The 22799-nt window shown below is 69.4% G+C and carries 20 protein-coding genes, 3 tRNA genes and 1 other RNA gene; 17 read left to right on the top strand and 7 right to left on the bottom strand.

Translation table 11 applies throughout. The features are described from left to right. Positions 1-38 precede the first annotated feature (38 nt). Entirely contained in the window at positions 39-2033 is a 1995-nt protein-coding gene (gene dnaG, locus FSW06_RS04500; RefSeq protein ID WP_193345964.1) for a DNA primase, read from the top strand. Positions 2034-2074: 41 nt separating this feature from the next. Here the strand turns inward: dnaG and FSW06_RS04495 are convergent, their stop codons facing one another. After that, positions 2075-2449, bottom strand: coding sequence for a hypothetical protein (locus FSW06_RS04495; protein ID WP_010122365.1), 375 nt, complete (start codon positions 2447-2449; stop codon positions 2075-2077). 180 nt (positions 2450-2629) lie between these two features. Between FSW06_RS04495 and FSW06_RS04490 the strand changes: the two genes are divergently transcribed. The 3 genes from FSW06_RS04490 to FSW06_RS14920 all read left to right on the top strand — a co-directional run bounded on the left by FSW06_RS04490 (position 2630) and on the right by FSW06_RS14920 (position 4959). Next, positions 2630-3748, top strand: a complete 1119-nt coding sequence (locus FSW06_RS04490; RefSeq protein WP_010122364.1) for an S-(hydroxymethyl)mycothiol dehydrogenase — start codon at positions 2630-2632, stop codon at positions 3746-3748. Then, positions 3745-4404, top strand: coding sequence for an MBL fold metallo-hydrolase (locus FSW06_RS04485; protein WP_010122363.1), 660 nt, complete (start codon positions 3745-3747; stop codon positions 4402-4404). Before FSW06_RS04490 ends, FSW06_RS04485 begins: the two co-directional genes overlap by 4 nt. A gap of 129 nt (positions 4405-4533) precedes the next feature. Continuing rightward, positions 4534-4959: a metal-sensitive transcriptional regulator gene (locus FSW06_RS14920; protein ID WP_273051413.1), complete on the top strand. Its 426-nt coding sequence runs from the start codon at positions 4534-4536 to the stop codon at positions 4957-4959. Between the two features lie 14 nt (positions 4960-4973). Here the strand turns inward: FSW06_RS14920 and FSW06_RS04475 are convergent, their stop codons facing one another. Beyond that, entirely contained in the window at positions 4974-5987 is a 1014-nt protein-coding gene (locus tag FSW06_RS04475; protein WP_010122361.1) for a hypothetical protein, read from the bottom strand. Positions 5988-6210: 223 nt separating this feature from the next. Continuing rightward, positions 6211-6284: transfer RNA gene (locus FSW06_RS04470), tRNA-Ile, on the bottom strand. A gap of 265 nt (positions 6285-6549) precedes the next feature. Here FSW06_RS04470 and FSW06_RS04465 point away from each other — a divergent pair. Beyond that, positions 6550-6621: transfer RNA gene (locus FSW06_RS04465), tRNA-Asn, on the top strand. Positions 6622-6916: 295 nt separating this feature from the next. Beyond that, complete coding sequence (locus FSW06_RS04460; RefSeq protein ID WP_010122360.1) at positions 6917-8185, top strand: alpha-hydroxy acid oxidase; 1269 nt, start codon at positions 6917-6919, stop codon at positions 8183-8185. On the opposite strand, the gene FSW06_RS04455 is transcribed toward FSW06_RS04460, so the two are convergent. From FSW06_RS04455 to aceE, 3 genes are all read right to left on the bottom strand, one after another. Further along, the gene (locus tag FSW06_RS04455; protein ID WP_010122359.1) at positions 8182-9084 is read right to left on the bottom strand and encodes a serine hydrolase domain-containing protein; all 903 of its coding nucleotides are present in this window, start codon (positions 9082-9084) and stop codon (positions 8182-8184) included. The two genes, FSW06_RS04460 and FSW06_RS04455, sit on opposite strands and share 4 nt — an antisense overlap. Continuing rightward, a complete protein-coding gene (locus tag FSW06_RS04450) occupies positions 9081-9434 on the bottom strand; it encodes an acyl carrier protein (protein ID WP_010122357.1) in 354 nt (117 codons plus the stop codon). Before FSW06_RS04450 ends, FSW06_RS04455 begins: the two co-directional genes overlap by 4 nt. 105 nt (positions 9435-9539) lie before the next feature. Further along, positions 9540-12323, bottom strand: a complete 2784-nt coding sequence (aceE, locus tag FSW06_RS04445; protein WP_010122356.1) for a pyruvate dehydrogenase (acetyl-transferring), homodimeric type — start codon at positions 12321-12323, stop codon at positions 9540-9542. A gap of 298 nt (positions 12324-12621) precedes the next feature. On the opposite strand from aceE, the gene FSW06_RS04440 reads away from it, so the two are divergent. The 6 genes from FSW06_RS04440 to bsaP all read left to right on the top strand — a co-directional run bounded on the left by FSW06_RS04440 (position 12622) and on the right by bsaP (position 18756). After that, positions 12622-13050: a DUF3052 domain-containing protein gene (locus tag FSW06_RS04440; RefSeq protein WP_010122355.1), complete on the top strand. Its 429-nt coding sequence runs from the start codon at positions 12622-12624 to the stop codon at positions 13048-13050. Between the two features lie 48 nt (positions 13051-13098). After that, positions 13099-13174, top strand: a tRNA-Val gene (locus tag FSW06_RS04435). Positions 13175-13903: 729 nt separating this feature from the next. Beyond that, a complete protein-coding gene (locus FSW06_RS04430; protein ID WP_010122354.1) occupies positions 13904-16258 on the top strand; it encodes an HtaA domain-containing protein in 2355 nt (784 codons plus the stop codon). Positions 16259-16344: 86 nt separating this feature from the next. Next, positions 16345-17457 (top strand): SURF1 family cytochrome oxidase biogenesis protein, encoded by a 1113-nt coding sequence (locus FSW06_RS04425; RefSeq protein ID WP_010122353.1) that lies wholly within the window; start codon positions 16345-16347, stop codon positions 17455-17457. Positions 17458-17512: 55 nt separating this feature from the next. After that, complete coding sequence (gene bioB / locus FSW06_RS04420; protein ID WP_010122351.1) at positions 17513-18511, top strand: biotin synthase BioB; 999 nt, start codon at positions 17513-17515, stop codon at positions 18509-18511. Then, positions 18511-18756: a biotin synthase auxiliary protein BsaP gene (gene bsaP, locus FSW06_RS04415; protein ID WP_010122350.1), complete on the top strand. Its 246-nt coding sequence runs from the start codon at positions 18511-18513 to the stop codon at positions 18754-18756. The genes bioB and bsaP overlap by 1 nt, the downstream gene beginning before the upstream one ends. Positions 18757-18774: 18 nt before the next feature. On the opposite strand, the gene FSW06_RS04410 is transcribed toward bsaP, so the two are convergent. Next, a complete protein-coding gene (locus FSW06_RS04410) occupies positions 18775-19947 on the bottom strand; it encodes an arsenate reductase/protein-tyrosine-phosphatase family protein (protein WP_010122349.1) in 1173 nt (390 codons plus the stop codon). Positions 19948-19966: 19 nt separating this feature from the next. Between FSW06_RS04410 and FSW06_RS04405 the strand changes: the two genes are divergently transcribed. The 5 genes from FSW06_RS04405 to FSW06_RS04385 all read left to right on the top strand — a co-directional run bounded on the left by FSW06_RS04405 (position 19967) and on the right by FSW06_RS04385 (position 22767). Continuing rightward, complete coding sequence (locus FSW06_RS04405) at positions 19967-20878, top strand: Nif3-like dinuclear metal center hexameric protein (protein WP_010122348.1); 912 nt, start codon at positions 19967-19969, stop codon at positions 20876-20878. Continuing rightward, entirely contained in the window at positions 20875-21612 is a 738-nt protein-coding gene (locus FSW06_RS04400; protein WP_010122347.1) for a C4-type zinc ribbon domain-containing protein, read from the top strand. The genes FSW06_RS04405 and FSW06_RS04400 overlap by 4 nt, the downstream gene beginning before the upstream one ends. Positions 21613-21628: 16 nt before the next feature. Then, positions 21629-22039, top strand: an RNA gene (rnpB, locus tag FSW06_RS04395) — RNase P RNA component class A. A gap of 33 nt (positions 22040-22072) precedes the next feature. Beyond that, positions 22073-22444, top strand: coding sequence for a YidH family protein (locus tag FSW06_RS04390; RefSeq protein WP_029450231.1), 372 nt, complete (start codon positions 22073-22075; stop codon positions 22442-22444). After that, on the top strand, positions 22441-22767 hold the full coding sequence (locus FSW06_RS04385; protein ID WP_010122344.1) for a DUF202 domain-containing protein: 327 nt from the start codon (positions 22441-22443) through the stop codon (positions 22765-22767). Before FSW06_RS04390 ends, FSW06_RS04385 begins: the two co-directional genes overlap by 4 nt. Positions 22768-22799: the final 32 nt, after the last annotated feature.

Here is a 22799-nt window from a genome sequence, read left to right as displayed (position 1 = left end):
CGCGGACGGGCGGGGGACAGGTGGCTATCATGGTCGGCATGGCACGAGGGCGGATTCCGGACAGCGACATCGCCGCGATCAGGGAGCGCACCCCGATCGAGGAGGTGGTGGGGGAGTATGTGCAGCTCACCCCCGGTGGCGTGGACTCGCTGAAGGGGCTCAGCCCGTTCAAGGACGAGAAGACCCCCTCCTTCCACGTCCGGCCGAACAAGGGCTACTTCCACTGCTTCGCCACCGGCGAGGGCGGGGACGTCTTCAGCTTCCTCATGAAGATGGAGCACGTCACCTTCCCCGAGGCCGTCGAGGAATGCGCCGAGCGGATCGGCTACCAGATCAACTACACCGGTGGCGGCCCGGTCAACCGGGTCGAGCCCGGCACCCGGCAGCGTCTCATCGCCGCGAACCGGGCGGCCCAGGAGTTCTACCGGGCACAGTTCACCGATACCGGCAACACAGACCCCGGGGCGGAGAAGGCGCGCGACCTGCTGCGTGACCGGGGTTTCGACGATGATCTCGTCGCCGAGTTCGGCTGCGGGTACGCGCCCGCCGGGTGGGACACCCTGACCAAGCACCTGCTGCGCAAGGGCTTCGACTTCAAGGAGCTCGAGGCCGCGGGGCTGAGCAGGATGGGCAACCGCGGTCCCATCGACCGGTTCCACCGGCGGCTGCTGTGGCCGATCCGGAACTCCGCCGGCGACGTCATCGGCTTCGGTGCACGGAAACTCTTCGACGACGACAAGCTCGGCAAGTACATGAACACCCCCGAGACGCTCCTGTACAAGAAGTCGAAGGTGCTGTTCGGCCTCGACCGGGCGAAGAAGTCGATCGGCGCCGACCACCAGGCCGTCATCGTCGAGGGCTACACCGACGTCATGGCGCTGCACGCGGCCGGGGTGCACACCGCCGTCGCGGCCTGCGGTACCGCCTTCGGCGAGGAGCACCTGCAGATGCTGCGCCGGTTCATGCTCGACGACCAGTTCTTCCGCGGGGAGATCATCTACACCTTCGACGGGGACGAGGCCGGGCAGAAGGCCGCGATGCGCGCCTTCGAGGGCGACCAGAAATTCACCGGACGCAGCTACGTCGCCGTCGCACCCGACGGGATGGACCCCTGCGACCTGCGGATGGACCGTGGCGACGCCGCGGTGCGTGAGATGGTCGCCGACCGGATCCCCATGTTCGAGTTCGTCATCCGCACCATCATCGGCGGCTACGACACCCACCACATCGACGGTCGGGTGGAAGCGATGCGCCGGGTCGTCCCCGTGCTCGCCGGAATCCGTGACGACGCGCTGCGCGACGAATACGCGCGGCAGGCCGCCGGGTGGCTGTCCTGGCCGGACCCGGGCGAGGTCGTCGCCCAGGTGCGGCAGGAGGCGCGCCGGGCCGGTCGCCGGTCCTCCGGCCCCGCGCTGAAGGAGGGGGTGGCCCGGCTCGCCCGCCGGGCCGAGGAGAAGGAACGCGAGGCCGCCGCGGCACAGGCACAGCAGTCGAGCCTGACCCGGCCCGATCCCGATGACGGTTACCTGCAGCCGGTCCGGGAGGTGCTCAAGCTCATGCTCCAGGAACCCCAGCTCGTCGGGGCGGACGCCGACGGCCTGCTCACCGACAGTTTCGAACACCCCACCTACATGGCGGTGGCCGAGGCGGTGCAGAAGGCCGGCGGCGTGGGCTCGGTCGGGGCGTCCGGCGACGGCGGCCACGCCCCCGGCGCCGACTGGCTGGATGCGGTCACCGCCGCGACCGGCGACGTCATGTGCCGGGCGGTGATCAGTGAGCTGGCGGTCGAGGAACCGCGGTGTGAGGCGGACCGGCTGCCGTTCTACGCGGACGCCGTCGTCGCCCGGATGGAGGAACGCTGGGTCGGTGCGGAGATCGCCGAGCTGAAGGCCCGGATGCAGCGGATGCGCCCGGACCGGGGCGGGGCGGAGAAGAAGGAGTACAACGCCACCTTCGCCGACCTCATGGCGCTGGAGAAGTACCGGCGGACGCTGCAGGACCGCGCGCAGGACTACGGGGAACTGGCCGACTGACCCCCGGCTCGGCTCGCGACCCCCGGGCCGGCTGGTCCGGTTTAGCGGCGGCGGCCGGTGGGGCGTCCGGACCGGTCCTGGTCGCGGGCGGGACGCCCCTTCGCGTCCCGCATCACCGGGTCATCGGTGCCGATGATCCGGTCCTCGTCGAAGTCGAGGTCGTCGTTCTCCAGCAGCTCCTGGCCGTCGAGGCTCCGGTTGCCGTGGCGGCCGGGGCGCAGGTCGCGGACCTCGCGCATCCGCGGTTCGGGGTCGAGCCGGTCGGCGAGGGCCTTGCGTCCGGCGCGGACGGCACGGCGGGTGACCGGGGAATTGACGGCGGTCTCGTAGGCGCCGCGGATCTGTTCGAAGCGGCGGCGTCCCGCCTTCGTGCCGAAAACGTACCCGGCTGCGGCGCCGACGACGAGCTGGATCATGCTGGAGCCTCCTGGACGGGTGATGGTTGTCTGCCCGTCGATCTTAGCGGGTCCGGGCCGCCACCGACGGGTCCGGTCGGACCGGGGGCCGGTGCCGGGCGGGGTGGCGGTGGGGCCGGTAGGGTGAGACGTGATCGTCATCACCGACAGGAAAACCCGAGGAAGGACCGGTAAAACACAATGAGCACCACCGTCAAGGGAGTCATCGCCAGGAGCAAGGGCGCGGACGTCGAACTGGTCGACGTGGTGGTCCCGGACCCGGGCCCCCATGACGTCATCGTGAAGATCCAGGCCTGCGGGGTGTGCCACACCGACCTCGCCTACCGCGACGGCGGCATCGGGGACAACTACCCCTACCTGCTGGGCCACGAGGCGTCCGGCATCGTCGAGACCGTCGGCTCCGAGGTCAGCCATGTCGCCGTCGGGGACTTCGTCGTCCTCAACTGGCGCGCGGTGTGCGGCGAGTGCCGCGCCTGTAAGAAGGGGCAGCCCCAGTACTGCTTCAACACCTTCAACGCCTCGGCGCCGATGACCCTGGCCGACGGCACCGAGCTCGAGGCGGCGCTCGGCATCGGCGCCTTCATCGACAAGACCCTCGTCCACGAGGGGCAGTGCACGAAGGTCGACCCGGCGGCGGATCCGGCGGCGGCCGGCCTGCTCGGCTGCGGCATCATGGCGGGCCTGGGCGCCGCGGTGAACACCGGCGACATCCGGCGCGGCGAGTCCGTCGCCGTCATCGGCTGCGGTGGTGTGGGGATGGCCGCGGTCGCCGGTGCGAAGCTCGCCGGGGCGACGACGATCATCGCCATCGACGTCTCCGACGGGAAGCTGGAGCGGGCGAAGGACTTCGGCGCGACCCATGTCATCAACTCCCGCTCCCTGCCGGGCGATGCCTCAGCGCAGGGTGAGGACCAGCCGGTCGTCAAGGCGGTGCAGGAGATCCTCGGCGGGGTCGGCGCCGACGTGGTGGTGGACGCGGTGGGTGTGCCGCAGACCTTCACCCAGGCCTTCTACCTCCGCGACCTCGCCGGCCGCGTGGTGCTCGTCGGTGTGCCGACCCCGGAGATGCAGCTGAACCTGCCGCTGGCCGACGTGTTCAGCCGCGGTGGTTCGGTGAAGTCCGCCTGGTACGGCGACTGCCTGCCGGAGCGGGACTTCCCGCTGTACACCGACCTGTACCTGCAGGGCCGGTTCCCGCTCGGCGACTTCATCGACGAGCGCACCAGCATCGACAAGGTGGAGGACGCGTTCGCGAAGATGAAGAAGGGCGAGGTCCTGCGGTCGGTGGTGGAGCTGTGACCGCGGCGTCCGGACAGGGGACCAGCGAGACCGGTCTGCGGGTCGACCGGGTGGTCACCCACGGCACCTTCGCCCTCGACGGCGGGGAGTGGGAGGTCGACAACAACATCTGGCTGATCGGTGACGACGACGAGGTCATCGTCGTCGACGCGGCGCACACCGCAGCACCCGTCATCGACGCGGTCGGCGGTCGGACGGTGCGGGGCATCATCTGCACCCACGCCCACAACGACCACGTCACCGTCGCCCCGGAGCTGTCCGAGAAACTGGACGCCCCGGTGTTCGTGCACCCCGGCGACCAGATGCTGTGGGACCAGACCCACCCCGGCGTGGGGCACGAGGATCTCGCCGACGGGGAACTGTTCGACATCGCGGGCACGCAGCTGCAGGTCATCAACACCCCGGGGCACTCGCCGGGATCCTGCTGCCTCTACCTGCCGGAGGCGAAGGTGCTCGTCAGCGGCGACACACTGTTCGCCGGCGGTCCGGGGGCGACGGGGCGGTCGTTCAGTGACTTCGACACGATCATCGACTCGATCCGGGAGAAGGTGCTGACCCTGCCGGGGGAGACGGAGGTCTACACCGGTCACGGGGACGCCACCTCGATCGGCGCGGAGGCGCCGCACCTGGCGGAGTGGATCGCCCGCGGATACTGAGCCGGGTCCGCGGCACGGACCTGGCGTCGGCATACCCCTCGGGGGTATCGTCGCGGGTGTGTCCGGCATGAGCGGCGTGCCGGCGGTGTGAATGCGGAGGCGTGGAGAACCGTGGACAACCTGGAAACCGTGGACGATACCGAGGACATCCCGGCTGTCGGTGACCGGTGCGGTGACGACACGTGCGGCGCTGAGCGCGGTGCTGACACGTGCGGCACAGAGCACGGCGCTGACCACGGCGCTGCCGGTCAGCACGGGGACGACTGTGCCGGGGGAGCGCACGGGTACAGCCCGGACAAGAAGCGGTACCTCGCGCGCCTGAAGCGCATCGAGGGGCAGGTCCGGGGCCTGCACCGGATGGTCGACGAGGACGCCTACTGCATCGACATCCTCACCCAGGTCTCCGCCGTCCAGTCGGCCCTCAAAGGGGTCGCACTGGCCCTGCTGGACGACCACATGCACCACTGCGTGCTCCACGCCGCCCAGCAGGGTGGCGGGGAAGCGCAGGAGAAGCTCGACGAGGTGTCCGCGGCGGTGGCCCGCCTGATGAAGTAGGGCGTCGACGGATGTCAGGGGCCGGGATACCACTGACCGTTGCTGCAGAGCAGGACGTGACCTGCGGCGTCCTGCCCACCGGACTCCCCGTCGGCACAGGCGCCACCGACGTCGGCGGTGCCGGCGCCCTGCAGCTCATCAGGTCCGTAGACCCATCGGGACGGTGCGTTGCCGCCCATTCCGGTACATACCAGGGTTTCTCCGTTCGGGCCGGTGGTGGGCATGCCGAGGCTCCCAGCATCGCAGGTGTCGCTGTAGGCCACACCGGACTGCGACTGTCCGCTGTCGGTGGGAACGGAGGGTGAAAGTTCGTCCGATTCCGGGGCGCCGCCCGTGTTGCCGGGGGAGCTGGCCGCGCCCTGGCCCGTCGGAGAAGAACCTTCCGCAGGGCGTCCCGTGGTGGGGGACGGTCGCTTACTGTCGGATGCCGGGGCGCCGAACTTGTCCAGCGAAATGACCGCGACCTTGTCGTCGCGGGTGGAGCTGCCCGTCCTGAACAGCAGGCTCTCCGGCGTGCGATCGTCGGGGACGAGGAAGGCCCAGGTCATCGGGGTATCGAAACCCGATCCGAGATTGTGGTTGCACTCCGGATTGCCGGGAATCTCGTACAGTGAATCGATCGGCTGGTAGATGGCATCGTTCTCGGTCCGGAGAGCTGTATCCACGTAGTCGCCGGTGGAGCGGCAGGTCAGGTCCATGTCCGATGACGTATCGTTCCTGACCGTCGTTTCGACGACAATGTACCGGCCACCGTCACGTGCCCGCGTCGGGGTCGTCGGGCGTCCCTCTGATGCATTCCAGGATCCGTCGGTGTACAAGTCGATCTGGTCGGTCGCGTAGGCGCCGGTGATGGTGATGGTGGCGCCGTCGCCTTTCACGGGCACACCCATACCGGACGCCGCAGTGGTTGACGTGGCTGCCCCGGATTTCCCGTCACCGGATGAGCACCCGGTCAGTGCACCGGTCCCGAGGAGGACTGTCGCGGCGAGTGCCGTGACGACCCGCAGCCGGGATCCTGCCTTCTGCATCTCTTCTCCTTTATGAAACATCAACATGAGATAGCCGATAATGTAGACCGACCATGGGACGGGATGAGTTTCGGGGGTGAGATTTTTCGAACACGGACTGAGCGGCGGCGTCCTGTTCCTGACCGACGGACGGGGCCGCCGCAGGCCGGTCCTGTGGTCCGGGACAGCGGGGGATGCGGAAACAGGAATCCCCCGGGTGCCGTACGGCGTCCGGGGGATCGTGTGGGACCAGCGGGGCTTGAACCCGCGACCAGCGGATTATGAGTCCGCGGCTCTAACCAACTGAGCTATAGTCCCGCGGATATTGAATCACACGGGTTCGGGGACGCCGTACAGGTGACCCGGTTACGGTGCCGGGCGCCGGCGACCGACGACCCGTGGTCGGCGCGGGTCCACCGGGGTCACGCTGGCGTCGGGTTCCAGCCAGTCGTCCACCGGTGGTGGAGAAGTCACCGAAGTTGTCCGCATTATCCATCCTGAACAGCGGATTTGATCGAATCACAACCGCTGGGTACAGTATGTCCCGTTGCCAGGGAGCACCGCTTCCGGACAGCAGAGATATTCCTCCATAGCTCAACGGCAGAGCATCCGACTGTTAATCGGAAGGTTACTGGTTCGAATCCAGTTGGGGGAGCAGCAGAACCCCGCTACCGACGGTAGCGGGGTTCAGTCGTATCCGGGTGCGGTTTCAGTGCCGGCCCGGCGGGGGCCTCTGGAGCGGGTCTGTCCCGAGCTGACCCGATTCTGCGTTCCCGACCCGACGGAACCGACCGATCCGGGTCAACTCGGAACAACTCGGGGCAATCCGGGACAACAGGGCGGCGGGGCTCCGCGCCTTCCAAGTGCGTCCCGGGCACGTTCCGGGGACCTTCCGCCCGCGAGTAAGGTCAGGCCGCAGAAAGTCACCGAGCCCGAAGGAGCAAACGAGCATGTCACCGCAGCGTCCCACCCCGGCCGCACTCAAGCGCAGGTTCCCCCCGGTCAAGGACCTGAAGGAACTCATGCAGTTCGAGAAGCCGACCCTGGACCTCACCGGCCGGAAACTCGCCAAGGCCACGAACGTCTGGGAACTGCGGAAGATCGCGAAGCGCCGCACCCCGAAAGCCCCCTTCGACTACGTCGACGGCGCCGCCGAGAACGAGATCTCCCTCAACCGCGCCCGACTGGCCTACCGGGACCTCGAGTTCAACCCGGGTGTGCTGCGCGACGTCTCCGACGCGGACCTGTCCACCGAGGTCTTCGGCGACCGGATCAGCATGCCGCTGGCGATCGCCCCCACCGGGTTCACCCGCATGATGCAGACCGAGGGTGAGTACGCCGGGTCCGCCGCCGCCGCGGACAAGGGGATCCCCTTCTGTCTGTCGACGATGGGCACGGCGTCCCTCGAGGATGTCGCGACGCACGCCCCGGAGGGGAACAACTGGTTCCAGCTGTACCTGTGGAAGGACCGCGAGGCCTCCGAGGAGCTCGTCCGGCGCGCCTGGGACGCCGGCTACCGCAAGCTCATCGTCACGGTGGACACCGCCATCGCGGGCGCCCGGCTGCGCGACACCCGCAACGGCTTCTCCATCCCGCCGCAGCTGACCTGGAAGACCGTCCTGGACGCCTCCTACCGGCCCGCGTGGTGGTTCAACTTCCTCACCACCGAACAGCTGTCCTTCGCCTCACTGTCGCGAAGCTCCGGCACCGTCGCCGACCTCGTGGACCGGATGTTCGACCCGGCGCTGACCTTCGACGACATCGACTGGCTCCGCAACCTGTGGCCCGGCACCCTGATCGCCAAGGGACTGCAGACCGTCGAGGACTCCCAGCGCGTCCTCGACCACGGTGCCGACGGCATCATCCTGTCCAACCACGGCGGACGCCAGCTCGACCGGGCCCCCGTCCCGCTGCACCTGCTGCCGAAGGTCCGTGCCGCCGTCGGTGAGGACGCCACCATCGGTCTGGACACCGGCATCATGGACGGTGCGGACATCGCCGCGGCCGTCGCCCTCGGCGCCGACTACACGCTCGTGGGGCGGGCCTACATGTACGGTCTCATGGCCGGCGGGCAGCGCGGCGTGGCCCGGATGCTCGACATCATGGAGGACCAGCTGCGGCGCACCCTGCGACTGTGCGGCGTCACCAGGGTCAGTGACCTGACCCCGGAGCACGTCACCGCGCACACCTCCGAGGTGGCGTCCGGCTACTGGATCTAGGACGCCGTGAGGGCGGTCCACAGCCGCCCGTTGAACCCGTCCCACCGCTGCTTCGCCCAGTCGCCGAAGTTCCGGTCGGTGAGGACGACCGCCGCCGTCCCGGTGCCGCGGTGGAACCACAGGAACGTGCCCGCCTGGCCGAAGTGCCCCGCCACGTCCGTGGGCATGTCCGGGGACAACCAGTGCGGTGACTTGTGGTCGTGCAGTTCGAACCCGAGCCCCCACGGGCAGGGGCGCTGCCGGCCGTAACCGGGGACCACGCCGTCGAGGTCCGGGAACTGGGGGGTCAGGGCCTCGTCCCACAGTCCGGCGGGCAGCAGGGTGGGGGAGAGGAACTCCTGCGCCAGCCGGGTGAGCGCCCCGACCGACCCCCGGAAACCGTGGCCGGCGGAGCCGTCGATGACGAGCTGGTCCGCCGGGATCCCCAACGGGTCGAGGACGGTGGCGCGCGCGTATCCGGCGAAGTCGAGGTCGACCTCACTGACCGTGGCGCTGACCAGGTCGGCGAGGATCTCGAAGCCCGCCGAGGAGTAGATCCGGCGGGTGCGGGCGTCCCGCTCCCGCGTCCGGCCCCTGAAACCGACACCGGAGGCGTGGGCGAGCAGCTCGCGGACGGTGGCGTCCTGCGGACCGTCGACGTCGTGCCCGCTCTCCACGGCGACGTCGGCGACCGTGTCATCGAGCTCGAAGCAGCCTTCGGCGACGGCGCACAGCACCGTGTGGGCCGTGATGAGTTTGCTGACGCTCGCCAGGGCGAACACCGCCGTGGTGTCGCCGTGGCTGACGGTGGTGCCGTCGGGGCGGACGACCGCCGCCGCGGCGGTGTCCACCGGCCAGTCGTCGATTCCGGCGAGAATTCCGGCGGGGCCGGTGGTGGGGACGCCGCCCGGCACGGTCATTTCCCGCCCGACTGTGCCTTCTCCACGAAGGAGACGAGGTCGGCCAGGGAGTGGGCGGAGTAGATGTCCTCCTCCTCGACCCTGACGTGCAGTTCGTCCTCGATGTGGATGGCGATCTCGATGAGGGACACGGAACTGATGTGGAGATCGTCGGAGAGGTCCGCGTCATCGGTGATCTCGTCGGCGTCGATGCCGGTCGATCCCTCGATGATGCGGGCGATCCGGGCACGGACCGTGTCGTCGGCCCCGGCCGTGTCACCGGTCCCGCCGGCGGCCTTGTCACCTGCCGCGGTCGCGGTGCCGCCGAGGGCGGCCGCCAGCTTCTCCTGTGCTTCGCGGGAGATCTCCACCAGTTGAATTCCTCTTGTCTCGTCGGACGGATGGGTCGACCGTCAGCCTACCAACGGTCGGCCGACGGCCGACACGTGGTCAGGACCCGGAATCGGGACCCAGCATCAGGCCTTGGTCGGGTCGGTCAGGTTGAAGTCCGCCGCGGCCTTCGCCACGACGTCCCAGCTGACCTTGTCCTGACGGGCCAGGGCGGACAGCACGGCCACGGCGATCGACTCGGCGTCCGAGTTGAAGAACCGGCGGGCCGCCGGGCGGGTGTCGGAGAAGCCGAAACCGTCGCAGCCGAGGGTGGTGTAGTCACCGGGCACGAACTTCCGGATCTGCTCCGGCAGCGTGGTGGTGAAGTCCGTCGCCGCGATGAACGGCCCCTCGGCGTCCTGCAGGACCTGCGTGACGTACGGCTGCTCCACGGTACTGCCCGGGTGACGCAGCTCCTCGAGCTCGAGGGCGCGACCCTCGCGGGCCAGTTCGTTCCAGTTGGTCACCGAGTACAGGGCGACGTTGACGTCGAACTGCTCCCGCAGGATCTCCTTGGCGCGGATCGACTCGGTCATCCCCACACCGGAGGCGAGCAGCGTCGCGGTGAGGTCCGAGGCCGGGGCCTCGCCCGCGTCGCCGGTGGAGTTCGGGCCGGTGCCGATCAGCCGGTCGGCCGGGGAGTAGAGGTAGATGCCCTTGAGCAGTCCCTCGACATCCAGGTCGGCGGGGGCGGCCGGCTGGTGGACCGGCTCGTTGTAGACCGTCATGTAGTAGATGACGTTCTCACCGGTGCCGTCGGGGCCGGAGCCCTCGCCGTACATGCGGCGGATACCGTCGCGCACGATGTGGGCGACCTCGTAGGCGAAGGCCGGGTCCCACGAGATGACCGAGGGGTTGGTGGAGGCCAGGACGGGGGAGTGTCCGTCCATGTGCTGCAGACCCTCACCGGTCAGTGTGGTGGCACCGGCGGTGGCGCCGATGAGGAACCCGCGGGCCATCTGGTCGGCGGCGGCCCAGATCGAGTCACCGGTGCGCTGGAAACCGAACATCGCGTAGAAGATGTACAGCGGGATCATCACCTCGCCCTGGGTGGCGTAGGAGGTGCCGGCGGCGATGAACTCGGCCACCGAACCGGCCTCGTTGATGCCCTCGTGCAGGATGTGTCCGTCGGTGGACTCCTTGTACGACAGCATCATGTCCGCGTCGACCGGGGTGTAGTTCTGACCGTGCGGGTTGTAGATCTTCAGTGTCGGGAACCAGGAGTCCATGCCGAAGGTGCGGGCCTCGTCGGGGATGATCGGGACGAGACGCTTCTTGATCTCCTCGTCCTCCATCAGCTCCTTGAGGGTACGGACGAGCGCCATGGTCGTCGCGACCTTCTGCTTGCCGGAGCCCTTGAGGACCGGGGCGAGGGTCGAGGCGTCCGGAACGGCCAGCGGGGTGTAGGTGGTGCGGCGCTCCGGCAGGTAGCCGCCGAGCTCACGCCGGCGCTCCAGCATGTACTGGATCTCCGGGGAATCGGGGCCGGGGTTGTAGTACGGCGGGAGCTTCGGGTCGGCCTCGAGCTCCTCGTCGGAGATCGGGATCTCCTGCTTGGTGCGGAACAGCTTGAGGTCGTCGAGGGTCAGCTTCTTCATCTGGTGGGTCGCGTTGCGGCCCTCGAAGTTGTGGCCCAGCCCGTAACCCTTGATGGTGTGGGCGAGGATGACGGTCGGCTGGTCCTTGGTCTCCATCGCCTTCTTGTAGGCGGCGTAGATCTTGCGGTAGTCGTGACCGCCGCGGCGCAGCGCGAAGATCTCCTCGTCGGTCATGTCCTCGACCAGCTTGGCGGTCTCCGGGTCGCGCTCGAAGAAGAACTTGCGCACGTAGGCGCCGTCCTTGCCCTTGAAGGTCTGGTAGTCACCGTCGACGGTGGTGTTCATGATGTTGACCAGGTGGCCGTCCTGGTCCTTCTCCAGCAGCCGGTCCCACTCGCGGGCCCAGACGACCTTGATGACGTTCCAGCCCGCACCGCGGAAGAAGCTCTCGAGCTCCTGGATGATCTTGGTGTTGCCGCGCACCGGGCCGTCGAGGCGCTGCAGGTTGCAGTTGATGACGAAGGTCAGGTTGTCGAGGTTGTTCAGCGCGGCCTGCTGGATCACGCCGCGGGCCTCCGGCTCATCCATCTCACCGTCGCCGAGGAAGGCCCAGACGTGCTGGTCGGAGGTGTCCTTGATGCCCCGGTCGTGGAGGTAGCGGTTGAACTTCGCCTGGTAGACGGCGTCCATCGGGCCGAGGCCCATCGAGACCGTCGGGAACTCCCAGAACGAGGGCATGCCGTGCGGGTGGGGGTAGGAGGGCATGCCGTGCTCGGGCTTGCTCTTCTCCTGCCGGAAGCCGTCCATGTCCTCCTCGGACAGCCGGCCCTCGAGGAAGGCGCGGGCGTACATGCCCGGCGAGGCGTGGCCCTGGAAGAAGACCTGGTCGCCGCCGCCCGGGTGGTCCTTGCCGCGGAAGAAGTGGTTGAAACCGACCTCGTAGAGCGCCGCGGCGGAGGCGTAGGTGGAGATGTGGCCGCCGACGCCGATCTCCGGACGCTGCGCACGGTGCACCATGATGGCGGCGTTCCAGCGCATCCAGCGGCGGTAGCGCTTCTCGATGGTCTCGTCGCCGGGGAACTCCGGCTCCATCGAGGTGGGGATGGTGTTCACGTAGTCCGTGGACAGCAGCGGCGGCAGGGCGACGCGCTTGGCGGAGGCGCGCTCCAGCAGGCGGAGCATGAGGTAGCGGGCGCGGTCGGGGCCGGCCTCGTCGAGCAGACCGTCGAGGGAGTCCATCCACTCCTGGGTCTCATCCGGGTCAGCGTCCTTGAGATAGGACGCGACGCCGTCCCGGATGTTTCCGAAATTACTGTCGTGAGCAGGTGCCAAGACGATCCTCCTAAATAACCTGGTGTGGGTCACGCACACACGGCCTCCGGTGGTGGTCGCACGCACGTCGATGTCCCCGCTACTTTACGTCAGCCCGGTTCGGCCCGTATCTAAGGGAAACCAAAGTGGCATGTCCGCGAGGTGACGTGCACGTATTCGGGTGGCGGGTCTGGCCCGCAGCCTGAAAATCCCCTAGTATGCACGGCAGACATATGTGACGGCCGCGGATCGACCGTGGTTCGGACGCAGAATCCCGTCGGGACATCGACAGACATGACAGAAAGGTCAGGAGAAGCACGTGGTGGACGCCTCAGAGGCGACAGTGGACAAGGGCACGGACTGGGCGGCGATGATGGACATCGTCAAGGGCCAGGTCGTGCAGGAACTGGGCTGGGACGAGGACGCGGACAGCTCCATCAGTGAAGCCCTGGAGAACGAGCTCGGTGATCCGCTGCTGGACGAGGAGACCGACGAGGTCGTCGACGCGGTCCTGCTGTGGTGGCGGGACGATGACGGCGACCTCATCGACGGGCTTGTCGACGCCGGCCGGAATCTCGGCGACGACGGCTCCATCTGGCTGCTGACCCCTGCCGCCGGGACCGCCGGGACTGTCGACCCGGGCGAGATCGCCGAATCCGCCCAGGTCGCAGGCATGGTGCAGACCAGGTCGACCCGTCTGGGGGGTTGGCAGGGGGCCTGTCTGGTCGCCGGGGGAAACAAACGCTAGAGTTCTACCGGACATCCGCGCCCCGGCTGTGACCGGGTGTGGCGGTGAGCGCATTTAGCTCAGCTGGAAGAGCAGCTGGTTTACACCCAGCAGGTCGGCGGTTCGAACCCGTCAGTGCGCACCATCAGTGACCGGCGTGTTCTTTCTCTTACGAGGGTAGAGCAGGCTGGTTTTTCTATGTCCGGTGACTCCGTGGTGCATCCGTGGTGCATCCGTGGTGCCCTGTTCCTCATCCGTGACCACATTCTGACTCCGCTGCGTCGCGACCACGTTCCCAGGGCGGTAATTGACGGCATCACACCGACTGAAAACAGTTTCCGTCTGGTCGGGGGCGGGCTGGCAGGCCATCTGTTCGCGTGGCAGGCCAAAAGTGCCGCCGTACCCCTGGTGAACGTTGTTTATGCCTGCCAGGCGGGCAGTTGGCCTGTCGGTCTGACAGCCGGCCTGCCGGCTGAGCGGTTGGCCTGCCGACGGGGACCCTGGCCTGCCGCTGGGCGGCGTGGCGGAGTGGTGAGGTGGCCGGCGCGGCCGGCGGGCTGTGCGGCCGGGGGGTGTGTGGCACACACCCGGCACACCCGACAGGCCTGCATCCGGCGCACCCGGCGGCCCCTGTGTGAATTCTGTCACGTTGCGCGACCTGGAGTGCCTGCTCTGCTTGGGGAGACCCTGAAAGTGGACTAGCCTTGCCTAAGTGAAAGGGGGTCGCGGACACCGGAGATCCGGACACAACCGCGGCCCTGAGACGTGTCCCAGGAGAATGTTGTCCATGTCAGCTAGCCGCCCGGCTTCCCGCCGGTCACCCCGAGCCCTGCGAGTCGCCTCGGCGGCAGCCGTCGCGTCGACCCTGCCCCTGGTGGGCGTCGCCGTGCTGCCGACCGCCGCGCTGCCCGCCGCCGTCGCCGACGAGGCGGCGTCTGACCAGTGCCTGGCGGTCACCTCGGGGGAGATGTCCTGGGGCATCAAGCAGTCGCTGCGCAACTACATCACCGGTCCGATCGCCGGTGGACACTGGGATCTCGACCATGTGACGTACACCGGGGAGAACAACGCGGCTGACGGCGCATTCCACTTCACCGCCGATCCCGGGCGTTCCGCCGTGCAGGGGGACGCCGCCGACCTGCCGATGCCGGGAACTCTCAAGCTCACCGGTCACGGCGGAATCATCGACGTCACCCTCTCCAACTTCACCCTGCAGATCCGCGGGACGAAGGCCCAGCTGCTCGCCGACGGCCGGTACCTGGCCGCCGACCCCGCGGCGCTGTCCAGTATCGCCGGCGGCGCCCCGGCCTTCACCCAGCAGCCCGTGGCGACCTTCACCCTCGACCAGACGCTCACGCAGGCGGGCGCCCAGGGCGGCTCCGCGACGCTCACCGGTACCAGCTGGATCCACGAGAACCTCAACAAGGGACTGCTCGGCAGCTACGGCGAGGGCAAGAACGACGGCGACCCGGTCACCGTCACTCTCGGCACCGCACCGGGCGGGCACTGTGCCGTCGACGACAACGCCGTGATGGCGACGTCGCCGGGACAGCCCGACCGTAACCCGGAACCCGGCCAGGCGGCTGCCGCCCCCGCGGCACAGCAGGCCGCCCCGGCGGCACAGGCGGCACCGCAGGCCACGACGACCGGGCAGCCGGCCGACGCCGGAAGCTGCGGCACCGTGAACTCCGCGTCGGTCGGCTGGGGTCTGAAGAAGTCCTTCCGCAGCTACCTGACCGGCCCGATCGCCGGCGGCCACTGGGACCTGGACGGCGTCGGCTTCAGCGGCAGCCAGGGCGGGGACGACGGTGCCTTCCAGTTCACCGCCGACCCCTCTGCGGTCCGGGTCTCCGGGCAGGACGCCGATATCCCGCTCCCGGGTTCCATCCACCTCACCGGCCACCTCGGCGCCCTCGACATCACGTACACGAACATGAGCGTGAAGGTCCGCGGGACGACGGCGCAGTTCATCGCCGACTACCGGAGCACCACCGTGAGCAGCTTCACCGCCGGCGCCACGGTCACCGGGGCGAAGACCGGCAGCCAGGTCCCGATCGCCCAGTTCACCCTCGGCCAGCCGATCAGCGGCGGTGCCGTCAACCTCAGCGGTCCCGGCTACATCACCGAGGACGGCAACCAGTCTCTCGGCGGCCAGTACGGCGAAGGCAACAACGAGGCGGACCCGATCAACATCGCCCTGAACACCAGCGGCGACTGCGGTGGTGCCGGCCTGGGCGGACTGCAGTCCGCGGGGGCGGCCACCTCCGGCGGCGCCGCAGCCTCCGGCGACGTGTCGACCGGGACCCCGGATCTGGGCATGTCGCGTGCTCCCCGGGTCGTCGGGACGGCGGGTGCCGCAACATCGGGCGCCGGCTCGGCCGACACGACCTGCAAGGCGTCCGACGGTGACCGGAAGGTCGTCGAGGACCGCATGGGCTGGGGCATCAAGGAATCCTTCCGCTCCTACATCAAGGGCAGCATCGCCAAGGGTGACTGGACGCCCACCGGAGGCGCCGTCTACAGTTCCGGCAACTTCGTGTTCAGCGGGTCCGACGGCTCGGTGAAGGTCAGTGGCGGAACCGTCTCCTCCGGCACCCTGAAGTTCGGCGGCTCGGTGCTGTTCACCGGGCACGGCGGTGTGCTGCGCACGACCATCTCCGACCCGGAGATCCGCATCGACGGCTCCGGCGGCACCCTCGTCGCCAACGTCAGTTCCAATGACACGGAGGGCCACCCGCAGGACTTCGGACGGATCGCGCTGGCGCAACTGAGCATCAACTCGGCGTCCGTGAAGGACGACGTCCTGGACGGTAAGGCGGGCGCGACCCTGTCCTCCGACGGTGCGGCGGCACTCGCCGGGTTCTACGAGGCCGGATCGGCCCTGGATCCGGTGAGCTTCCGCGCGGCGCTGTCGTCCGGCTGTGACGACAAGTCCCGCGCCTCGCTCGGTGACAAGCCGGCGGACGAATCCGACAAGGACCACAAGGACGACAAGGACCACGCCCGGAAGAACGACGGGCAGGTCACCGTCCACAATGCCGCCGATGCGGGGCACAAGGACGACACGGACAGCGGTCTCGTCGCGTTCATCAAGGACCCTGCCTCGATGATCCCGAGTGCCATCGCGCTGATCGCCGTGATCATCGCCGGGATCTTCGGGTTCCAGCTGCGCCGGAACCGCACCGCCGGTGAGACCGGCGGCAGCGACACCGACGACAGTGCCGAGTAGTGGCCGAACAGCGGCCGGGCAGCAGTTGAGAGGCGATAACGACGGGCAGGAGCAGCGGTAGGGCCCAGGCGGTGGAGGCGACTAGGATGGGGGCCGTGTCAGAATCCTCGACCGTCCCCTCCCACCGGCCCCGTCGGCGCCGCGGTTGGCGTGCCTTCTTCACCCCGGGGTGGGTGCTGACGGCGGTCATCGTGGTGGCGTTCGCCTACGTCGCCTTCACCGTCCTCGCGCCCTGGCAGCTGGGCAAGAACAAGGACACCCAGGAGTTCAACCACCGGCTCGAGGCGGCCCTCGACGAAGACCCTGTCCCGTTGCGGGACGTGGAGCCCGCGGACCGCTCGAGTGCCGGTCCGGAGAAGGAGTGGACCCGCGTCGAGCTGCAGGGCAGGTTCCTTCCCGAGGACGAGGTCCTGCTGCGCAACCGGCCGGTCGACAGCAGCCCGGCCTTCCAGGTGCTGACCCCGTTCCGCACCGATGACGGTCAGACGGCCCTGGTCAACCGGGGCTGGATCCCGCCGAAGGAGGGTGCGGACGTCCCGGAGATCCCCGCGGCACCGGCAGGGGAGATCACGGTCAACGGCTACATCCGGATGTCGGAGGCGCCGCCGACGAGCGCCCCGATCACCGAGCAGGGCCGCCGGCAGGTCTACGGCATGAACACCGGGGCGATCGGGCAACTCACCGGACTGCAGCTCACCGGGGACTACGTCCAGCTCGACGAGGTCTCGGTGAAGGATGCGACGACCGGCGCGGGCCGGGGGCTGCAGCCGATCCCGCTGCCGGACCTGGAATCGGGCCCGTACCTGTCCTACGGCATCCAGTGGATCGCCTTCGGGATCATGGTCCCGCTGGGTCTGGGGTACTTCGTCTGGGCGGAGATCCGGGAGCGGCGGCGGCAGCGTGCCGAGATCGCCGCGTCCGAGGCAGAGTCCGGGGTGCAGTCCGGGGCAGAGTCGGAAGCAGAGTCCGGGGTCGGCGACGTTGCGGAGACCGGATCGGCGGATGCCGGGTCGGACCGCGTAGCCGCGGCGACCTCTGCTGCTGCGTCCGGTACTGCGCCGGCCGCGTCGGGTGACACGGCTGGCGGGGACGACCGTGACCGGGTCCCGTCGACCGAGCGGAAGCTCGCCGACCGCTACGGCCATTCGCGCAACCGGTTCCATGAGCGGCACAACGCCCGTGGTGAGGAGCGGTTCTGACAGGACCGTAGTTTCCGGGTGGAACTTGAACACTGTTCAAGTTAGAGTGTGTGCCATGACGGACATACTCACCACTGCACGTACCCGCGTCCTCGACACCGGACGCGGACTCGACCATGACCAGCTCCTGCAGATCCTCGACCTCCCCGACGACCGCATCCCCGACCTGCTCGCCCTCGCCCACGAGGTCCGCGTCCGCTGGTGCGGCGAGGAGATCGAGATGGAGGGCATCGTCAGCATCAAGACCGGCGGCTGCCCCGAGGACTGCCACTTCTGCTCCCAGTCCGGGCTCTTCGAGTCCCCGGTCCGCTCCGCCAAACTCGACATCGCTCAGCTCGTCGAACAGGCCCGGCAGACCCGCAAGACCGGGGCCACCGAATTCTGCATCGTCGCCGCGGTCAAGGGCCCCGACGAGAACCTCATGAGCCAGGTCGAGCAGGCCGTCGAGGAGATCTACGCCAACGTCGAAGGCGTCGACGTCGCCGTGTCCGTCGGTATCCTCACCCCGGCGCAGGTCGACCGGCTCAAGGCCGTCGGCGTGCACCGCTACAACCACAACCTCGAGACCGCCGCCAGTTACTTCCCGCAGGTCGTCACCACCCACACCTGGGAGGAGCGCCGCGAGACCATGCAGCTGGTGCGGGACGCCGGTATCGAGGTCTGCTGCGGCGGGATCATCGGCATGGGGGAGTCCCCGGAACAGCGGGTGGAATTCGCCCTGCAGCTCGCCGACCTCGACCCGGACGAGGTTCCGCTGAACTTCCTGGATCCGCGTCCGGGCACCCCGTTCGGTCACATGGATGTCATGGACGGCAAGGACGCCCTGCGTGCGGTCGGCATGTTCCGGCTGGCGATGCCGAAGACCACGCTGCGTTTCGCCGGTGGCCGGGAACTCACCCTCGGCGATCTCGGCGTGGAGCAGGGGATGCTCGGCGGGATCAACGGGGTAATCGTCGGCAACTACCTCACCACCCTGGGGCGGCCGGCCGAGCAGGACATGGACATGGTCGACCGGCTGCGCCTGCCGATCAAGGTCCTGTCCCGGAGCGTGTGATGCCCCGGACAACCCGCAGCCGGAGCAGGCGCCGGGGGACCGGCCCCTTCGATCCGTACACGGGCGCCGACCTGGGGGAGGGGGAGTGGATCGACTACTCGCCCGCGCAGCAGGCGGGGCTCGACGCACCGCGCTACTGCCCCGAGTGCGGTCGCCGACGCACCGTCCAGGTCACCCCCCACGGCTGGACCGCCGTGTGCCCCCGGCACGGCGAGACCGATTCCGAGATGCTGGGTGAGCGCTGACCTACCGGCGCCGGCCGGTCACTTCCCGGTCTCGGCCTCGGCCCAGTCGACGATCCCGGGGATCGCCTCGGCGAGCTGGTGGGAGACCTGGGCGAAGCCGTCGTCACCGCCGTAGTACGGGTCCTCGACCTCCCGGTCGCCGGCCGGCCCGAAGGAGCGGAACAGCCGGATCTTCTCCGGGTCCACGCCGAGCTTCACCAGCGCCCTGCGGTGCGCCGCGGTCATGACGAGGAACAGGTCGGCGTCCCGGTGCTCCGGGCCGAACTGGGCGGCCCGGTGCCCGGACCCCTGGTACCCGTCCTCCTGCAGCTGCGCGACGGCACGCGGGTCGGCGGCCTCTCCGACATGCCACTTCTCGATACCGCAGGAGTTCAGCCGCACGGCGTCCGCCACCCCGGCCTTCTCGAACGCGGCCCGCAGCATGATCTCGGCCATCGCCGACCGGCAGATATTGCCGGTGCAGACCACACACAGGTGCGGCCGGGTGTCCGACCAGTCGTCGACGAGCCGGCGGAGCTCCCCGACGTCGGCGACGGAGTAGTCCGCCTTCGCGTGTTCGTCGCGGCTGCCGTAGCCCCAGTCGACGAGGGCCGCCCGGATACCGAAGGTGTGTGCCCCGGTGACGTCGTGGATGCGGTCCCCGACGAGCAGGATGTCGTGGCGGGCGGCGGGCCCGCCCTCGTCGACACTGTCGGTGGACCGGTCGAGGAGCCCGAGGGTGTGGCGGACGACGTCGGTCTTGTCCCGCCGTGCCCCCGGGTCCGTCCCGTCCTCCGCCGCGCCGAGCACGTCGATGTACTGCAGCAGGTCGAACTGTTCCAGCGCCCGCCGGGCCGAGGCCTCCGCCTTCGAGGTCGCGGTCGCGAGGGTGAAACCGCGGGCCTTCCAGTCGGCGAGGAGATCCGCGATGCCCTCGACCGGTTCGGCGGCCTGCCAGCCGGCACTGTCGTAGGCGGCGCGGTAGGAGGCGAAGACGCGGTCCAGGTCATCGCCCTCCAGACCGAGGGACCGCAGGGTGTCGATCATCGGCGGGCCGGGGAGGCGTGCGATCACATCGTCTCCGGGGAGCGGGATGTCGTTGTCCTCCAGGGCACGGACGAAACTGTCCCGGATACCCGGGTACGAGTCGACGAGCGTGCCGTCGACGTCGAGGAGGAGAATCCGCTGTGATGAATCCGTTGATGCTGCCACACATCCAGACTGCCAGAATATGGTCCGTGCCGCCTGCACCGGGGTCCCGCCGGTCAGCCGGACGACTATCGTGGGACAGGTGAGTGAGAACAGTACAACCACCGTCGCTGACGTCGTCGCGGCGGTCGAGGCCGCCTACCCGCCCCGCCTCGCCGAATCCTGGGACGCCTGCGGGCTGGTCTGCGGCGATCCCGCCGACCCGGTCCGTCGCCTCCGTGTCGCCCTGGACTGCACCGATGCGGTCGCCGATGCGGCGATCGCCGACGGCGCGGACTTCCTGCTGGTCCACCATCCGCCGCTGCTGCGTGGGGTGACCGGTGTGCCGGTGACGCACCCGAAGGGGCGGATCATCCACCGGCTGATCCGTGCCGGTGTGGCCCTCTACGCCGCGCACACCAGTGCGGACGCCGCCCGCCCCGGCGTCAACGACCGGCTCGCCGAACTGCTGGGGGTAACCCCCGGGCCGCCGCTGACCCCGGTGCCCGACGGGGTGGACCCGGCCACCGCCACCGGGATCGGGCGGGTCGGTGACCTGGACACCCCGATGACCCTGCGCGAGTTCACCGCCCGGGTCGCCGACCGGCTCCCCGCGACCGTGTGGGGTGTGCGTGCCGCCGGTGACCCCGACCGGATCATCCGCCGGGTCGCGGTCGCCTCCGGTGCCGGGGACAGTTTCCTCGGGACCGTCGCATCCCTCGACGTCGACTGCTTCGTCACCTCGGACCTTCGGCACCACCCCGTCGACGAGCATCTGCGGGCCGGCGGCTGCCCGGTGGTGGACACGGCCCACTGGGCCAGTGAGTTCCCGTGGTGCGCCCAGGCCGCCGATCTGCTCGGTGCGGAACTGCCCGGCGTGGCGACCGGCGTCATCGGCGTCCGGACGGATCCGTGGACACTGCACGCCGACAGCACGACGGCGGTGCAGTCATGACCGCCCCGCTGACCCTGGACGCCGCCGGACGCGGCATCCTCGCCGAGCTCGCCGGCGTCGACGAACGCACCCGGCTGCTCACCGCCCGGCTGCAGGCCCTGCCGGAGACCGCCGAGGTTGAACGGCTCGAGGCCGCCGACGAGGAGCGGCAGCGTCTCGCCCGCCGGGCCCGCGGTGACGAACGCGGCCGCTCCGCCACCCTGTGGCGGCTGACCCGGGACGCCGCGAACATGCGTGCCCGTCGCCGCCGGGACATCGAGGGACTGCGCGCGAACCCGGACACCGAACGCCGTCGTGACCTCCGGCACGACCTCGCCGTCGCCGAGCGGCGGCTGGCCGAACTCACCGACGAGATCGCGCGGGAGCAGCGCACCCTCGAGGCCTTCGGCGCCCCCGACGACCCCGGCCATGCGGGTCCGGTCGAGGATCCCGCCCTGGTGCAGGCCCGCGCGGAGCAGCAGGCGGTGGTCCGTGACCTGACCGGTCAGATCACCGATCTGGAGCACCGGTCGCGGGAGCTGCGGGACGCCCTGCCGCCGCAGATCCTCGCCCTCTACCGGGACGGGGAACGTGACCACGGCGTGGGGGCGGCACCGCTGCTCGGCAGCTCCTGCGGTGCCTGCTTCATCGACCTGGACGCCGTCACGCTGCGCCGGTTCGCCGCCGCCCCCGCCGACGAGGTGCTGACCTGCCCGGAGTGCGGGGTGCTGCTGCTGCGCGACACGGCGCGGTGATAGTCTTGGACACTGTCGAGAGGGTCGGGTGATCGCGGTCCCGGAACCGTCCCCGTCCGCGGGGCGTAGCCGGGGTCGAGGAAAGTCCGGACTCCTCAGAGCACGGTGGTTGTTAACGGCAACCCGGGGTGACCCGCGGGACAGTGCCACAGAAAAACAGACCGCCCGGTGTGAACCGGGTAAGGGTGAAAAGGTGCGGTAAGAGCGCACCAGTGCGGCAGGTGACTGTCGTAGCTGGGTAAACCCCACCGGGAGCAAGGTCATGGATGTCCGCACCGTCCGCGGTGCGGGCAGTGCCCCGTCGGCTGCTCGTCGGACAAGGGGCAGGTAGACCGCTCGAGACGGCCGGTGACGGCCGCCCCAGATGGATGATCACCTCGTCCCGCAAGGGATAGGACAGAATCCGGCTCACAGACCCTCTCGGCACAGACTTCCTCCGGTGTCCATACACTGGGGCACCGTGACCGGAAAGAGCAGAACACCGTTGACCCGGCGGCTCTTCCCCGACGGGGAGGAACCCGATCCACGCTTCACGCTCGCCAACGAGCGGACCTTCCTCGCCTGGATGCGCACCGCCCTGGCCTTCATCGCCGGCGGTGTGGGCATCGAGGCGCTTCCGGTCTCGGTCATGTCGCCGGGACTGCGCACCGTCGCCGCACTGGCGGCCATCGGTACCGGTATTCTCCTCGCCGCCGGGTCGGCGGTGCGGTGGCTGCGCATCGAACGGGCGATGCGCCGGAATGAGCCGCTGCCCGTGCCGTCCATCGTGCCGGTGCTGTCGGCGGGGGCCATCATCGCCGCGGTCCTGCTCGCCCTCGTGGTCCTGGAATGACGTCCGGACGCCGTGACCCGGGTCTGCAGCCGGAGCGGACGAACCTGGCCTGGGGCAGGACGACCCTGCGCCTCCTGCTCACCGCGACCGCCCTGCTGTCGTGGGTCGCCGGGCACGGCCTGTCGGTCGCCGTCGCGGCCGGGGTGCTCGCCGTCATCGGCCTGGGGATCCAGGTCACCCAGCGTCACCGGTACCGGCGGCATGCCCGGGGGATCGGCGACGGGGCCGTCCGGCCGGCGGCGGGCGGGGTGATCGTTCTCGCGGCCGCGACCCTGGCGGTCGGGGTGCTGTGCGTGGTGCTGGTCATCCTCGGGGTGGTGTGACCGGACGCGGGCTGTCCGGTGCCGTCCCGGGC

This window comes from Corynebacterium nuruki S6-4, from assembly GCF_007970465.1.
Classification (GTDB): domain Bacteria; phylum Actinomycetota; class Actinomycetes; order Mycobacteriales; family Mycobacteriaceae; genus Corynebacterium; species Corynebacterium nuruki.
This window is presented reverse-complemented; position numbering and strand designations above follow the sequence as displayed.

Bases quoted from the DNA above. Each gene is read 5' to 3' on its own strand.
- dnaG (WP_193345964.1), top strand. From the start codon at position 39: ATGGCACGAGGGCGGATTCCGGACAGCGACATCGCCGCGATCAGGGAG.
- FSW06_RS04495 (WP_010122365.1), bottom strand. From the start codon at position 2,449: ATGATCCAGCTCGTCGTCGGCGCCGCAGCCGGGTACGTTTTCGGCACG.
- FSW06_RS04490 (WP_010122364.1), top strand. From the start codon at position 2,630: ATGAGCACCACCGTCAAGGGAGTCATCGCCAGGAGCAAGGGCGCGGAC.
- FSW06_RS04475 (WP_010122361.1), bottom strand. From the start codon at position 5,987: ATGCAGAAGGCAGGATCCCGGCTGCGGGTCGTCACGGCACTCGCCGCG.
- FSW06_RS04460 (WP_010122360.1), top strand. From the start codon at position 6,917: ATGTCACCGCAGCGTCCCACCCCGGCCGCACTCAAGCGCAGGTTCCCC.
- FSW06_RS04455 (WP_010122359.1), bottom strand. From the start codon at position 9,084: ATGACCGTGCCGGGCGGCGTCCCCACCACCGGCCCCGCCGGAATTCTC.
- FSW06_RS04425 (WP_010122353.1), top strand. From the start codon at position 16,345: ATGGGGGCCGTGTCAGAATCCTCGACCGTCCCCTCCCACCGGCCCCGT.
- bioB (WP_010122351.1), top strand. From the start codon at position 17,513: ATGACGGACATACTCACCACTGCACGTACCCGCGTCCTCGACACCGGA.
- bsaP (WP_010122350.1), top strand. From the start codon at position 18,511: ATGCCCCGGACAACCCGCAGCCGGAGCAGGCGCCGGGGGACCGGCCCC.
- FSW06_RS04405 (WP_010122348.1), top strand. From the start codon at position 19,967: ATGGTCCGTGCCGCCTGCACCGGGGTCCCGCCGGTCAGCCGGACGACT.
- FSW06_RS04400 (WP_010122347.1), top strand. From the start codon at position 20,875: ATGACCGCCCCGCTGACCCTGGACGCCGCCGGACGCGGCATCCTCGCC.
- FSW06_RS04385 (WP_010122344.1), top strand. From the start codon at position 22,441: ATGACGTCCGGACGCCGTGACCCGGGTCTGCAGCCGGAGCGGACGAAC.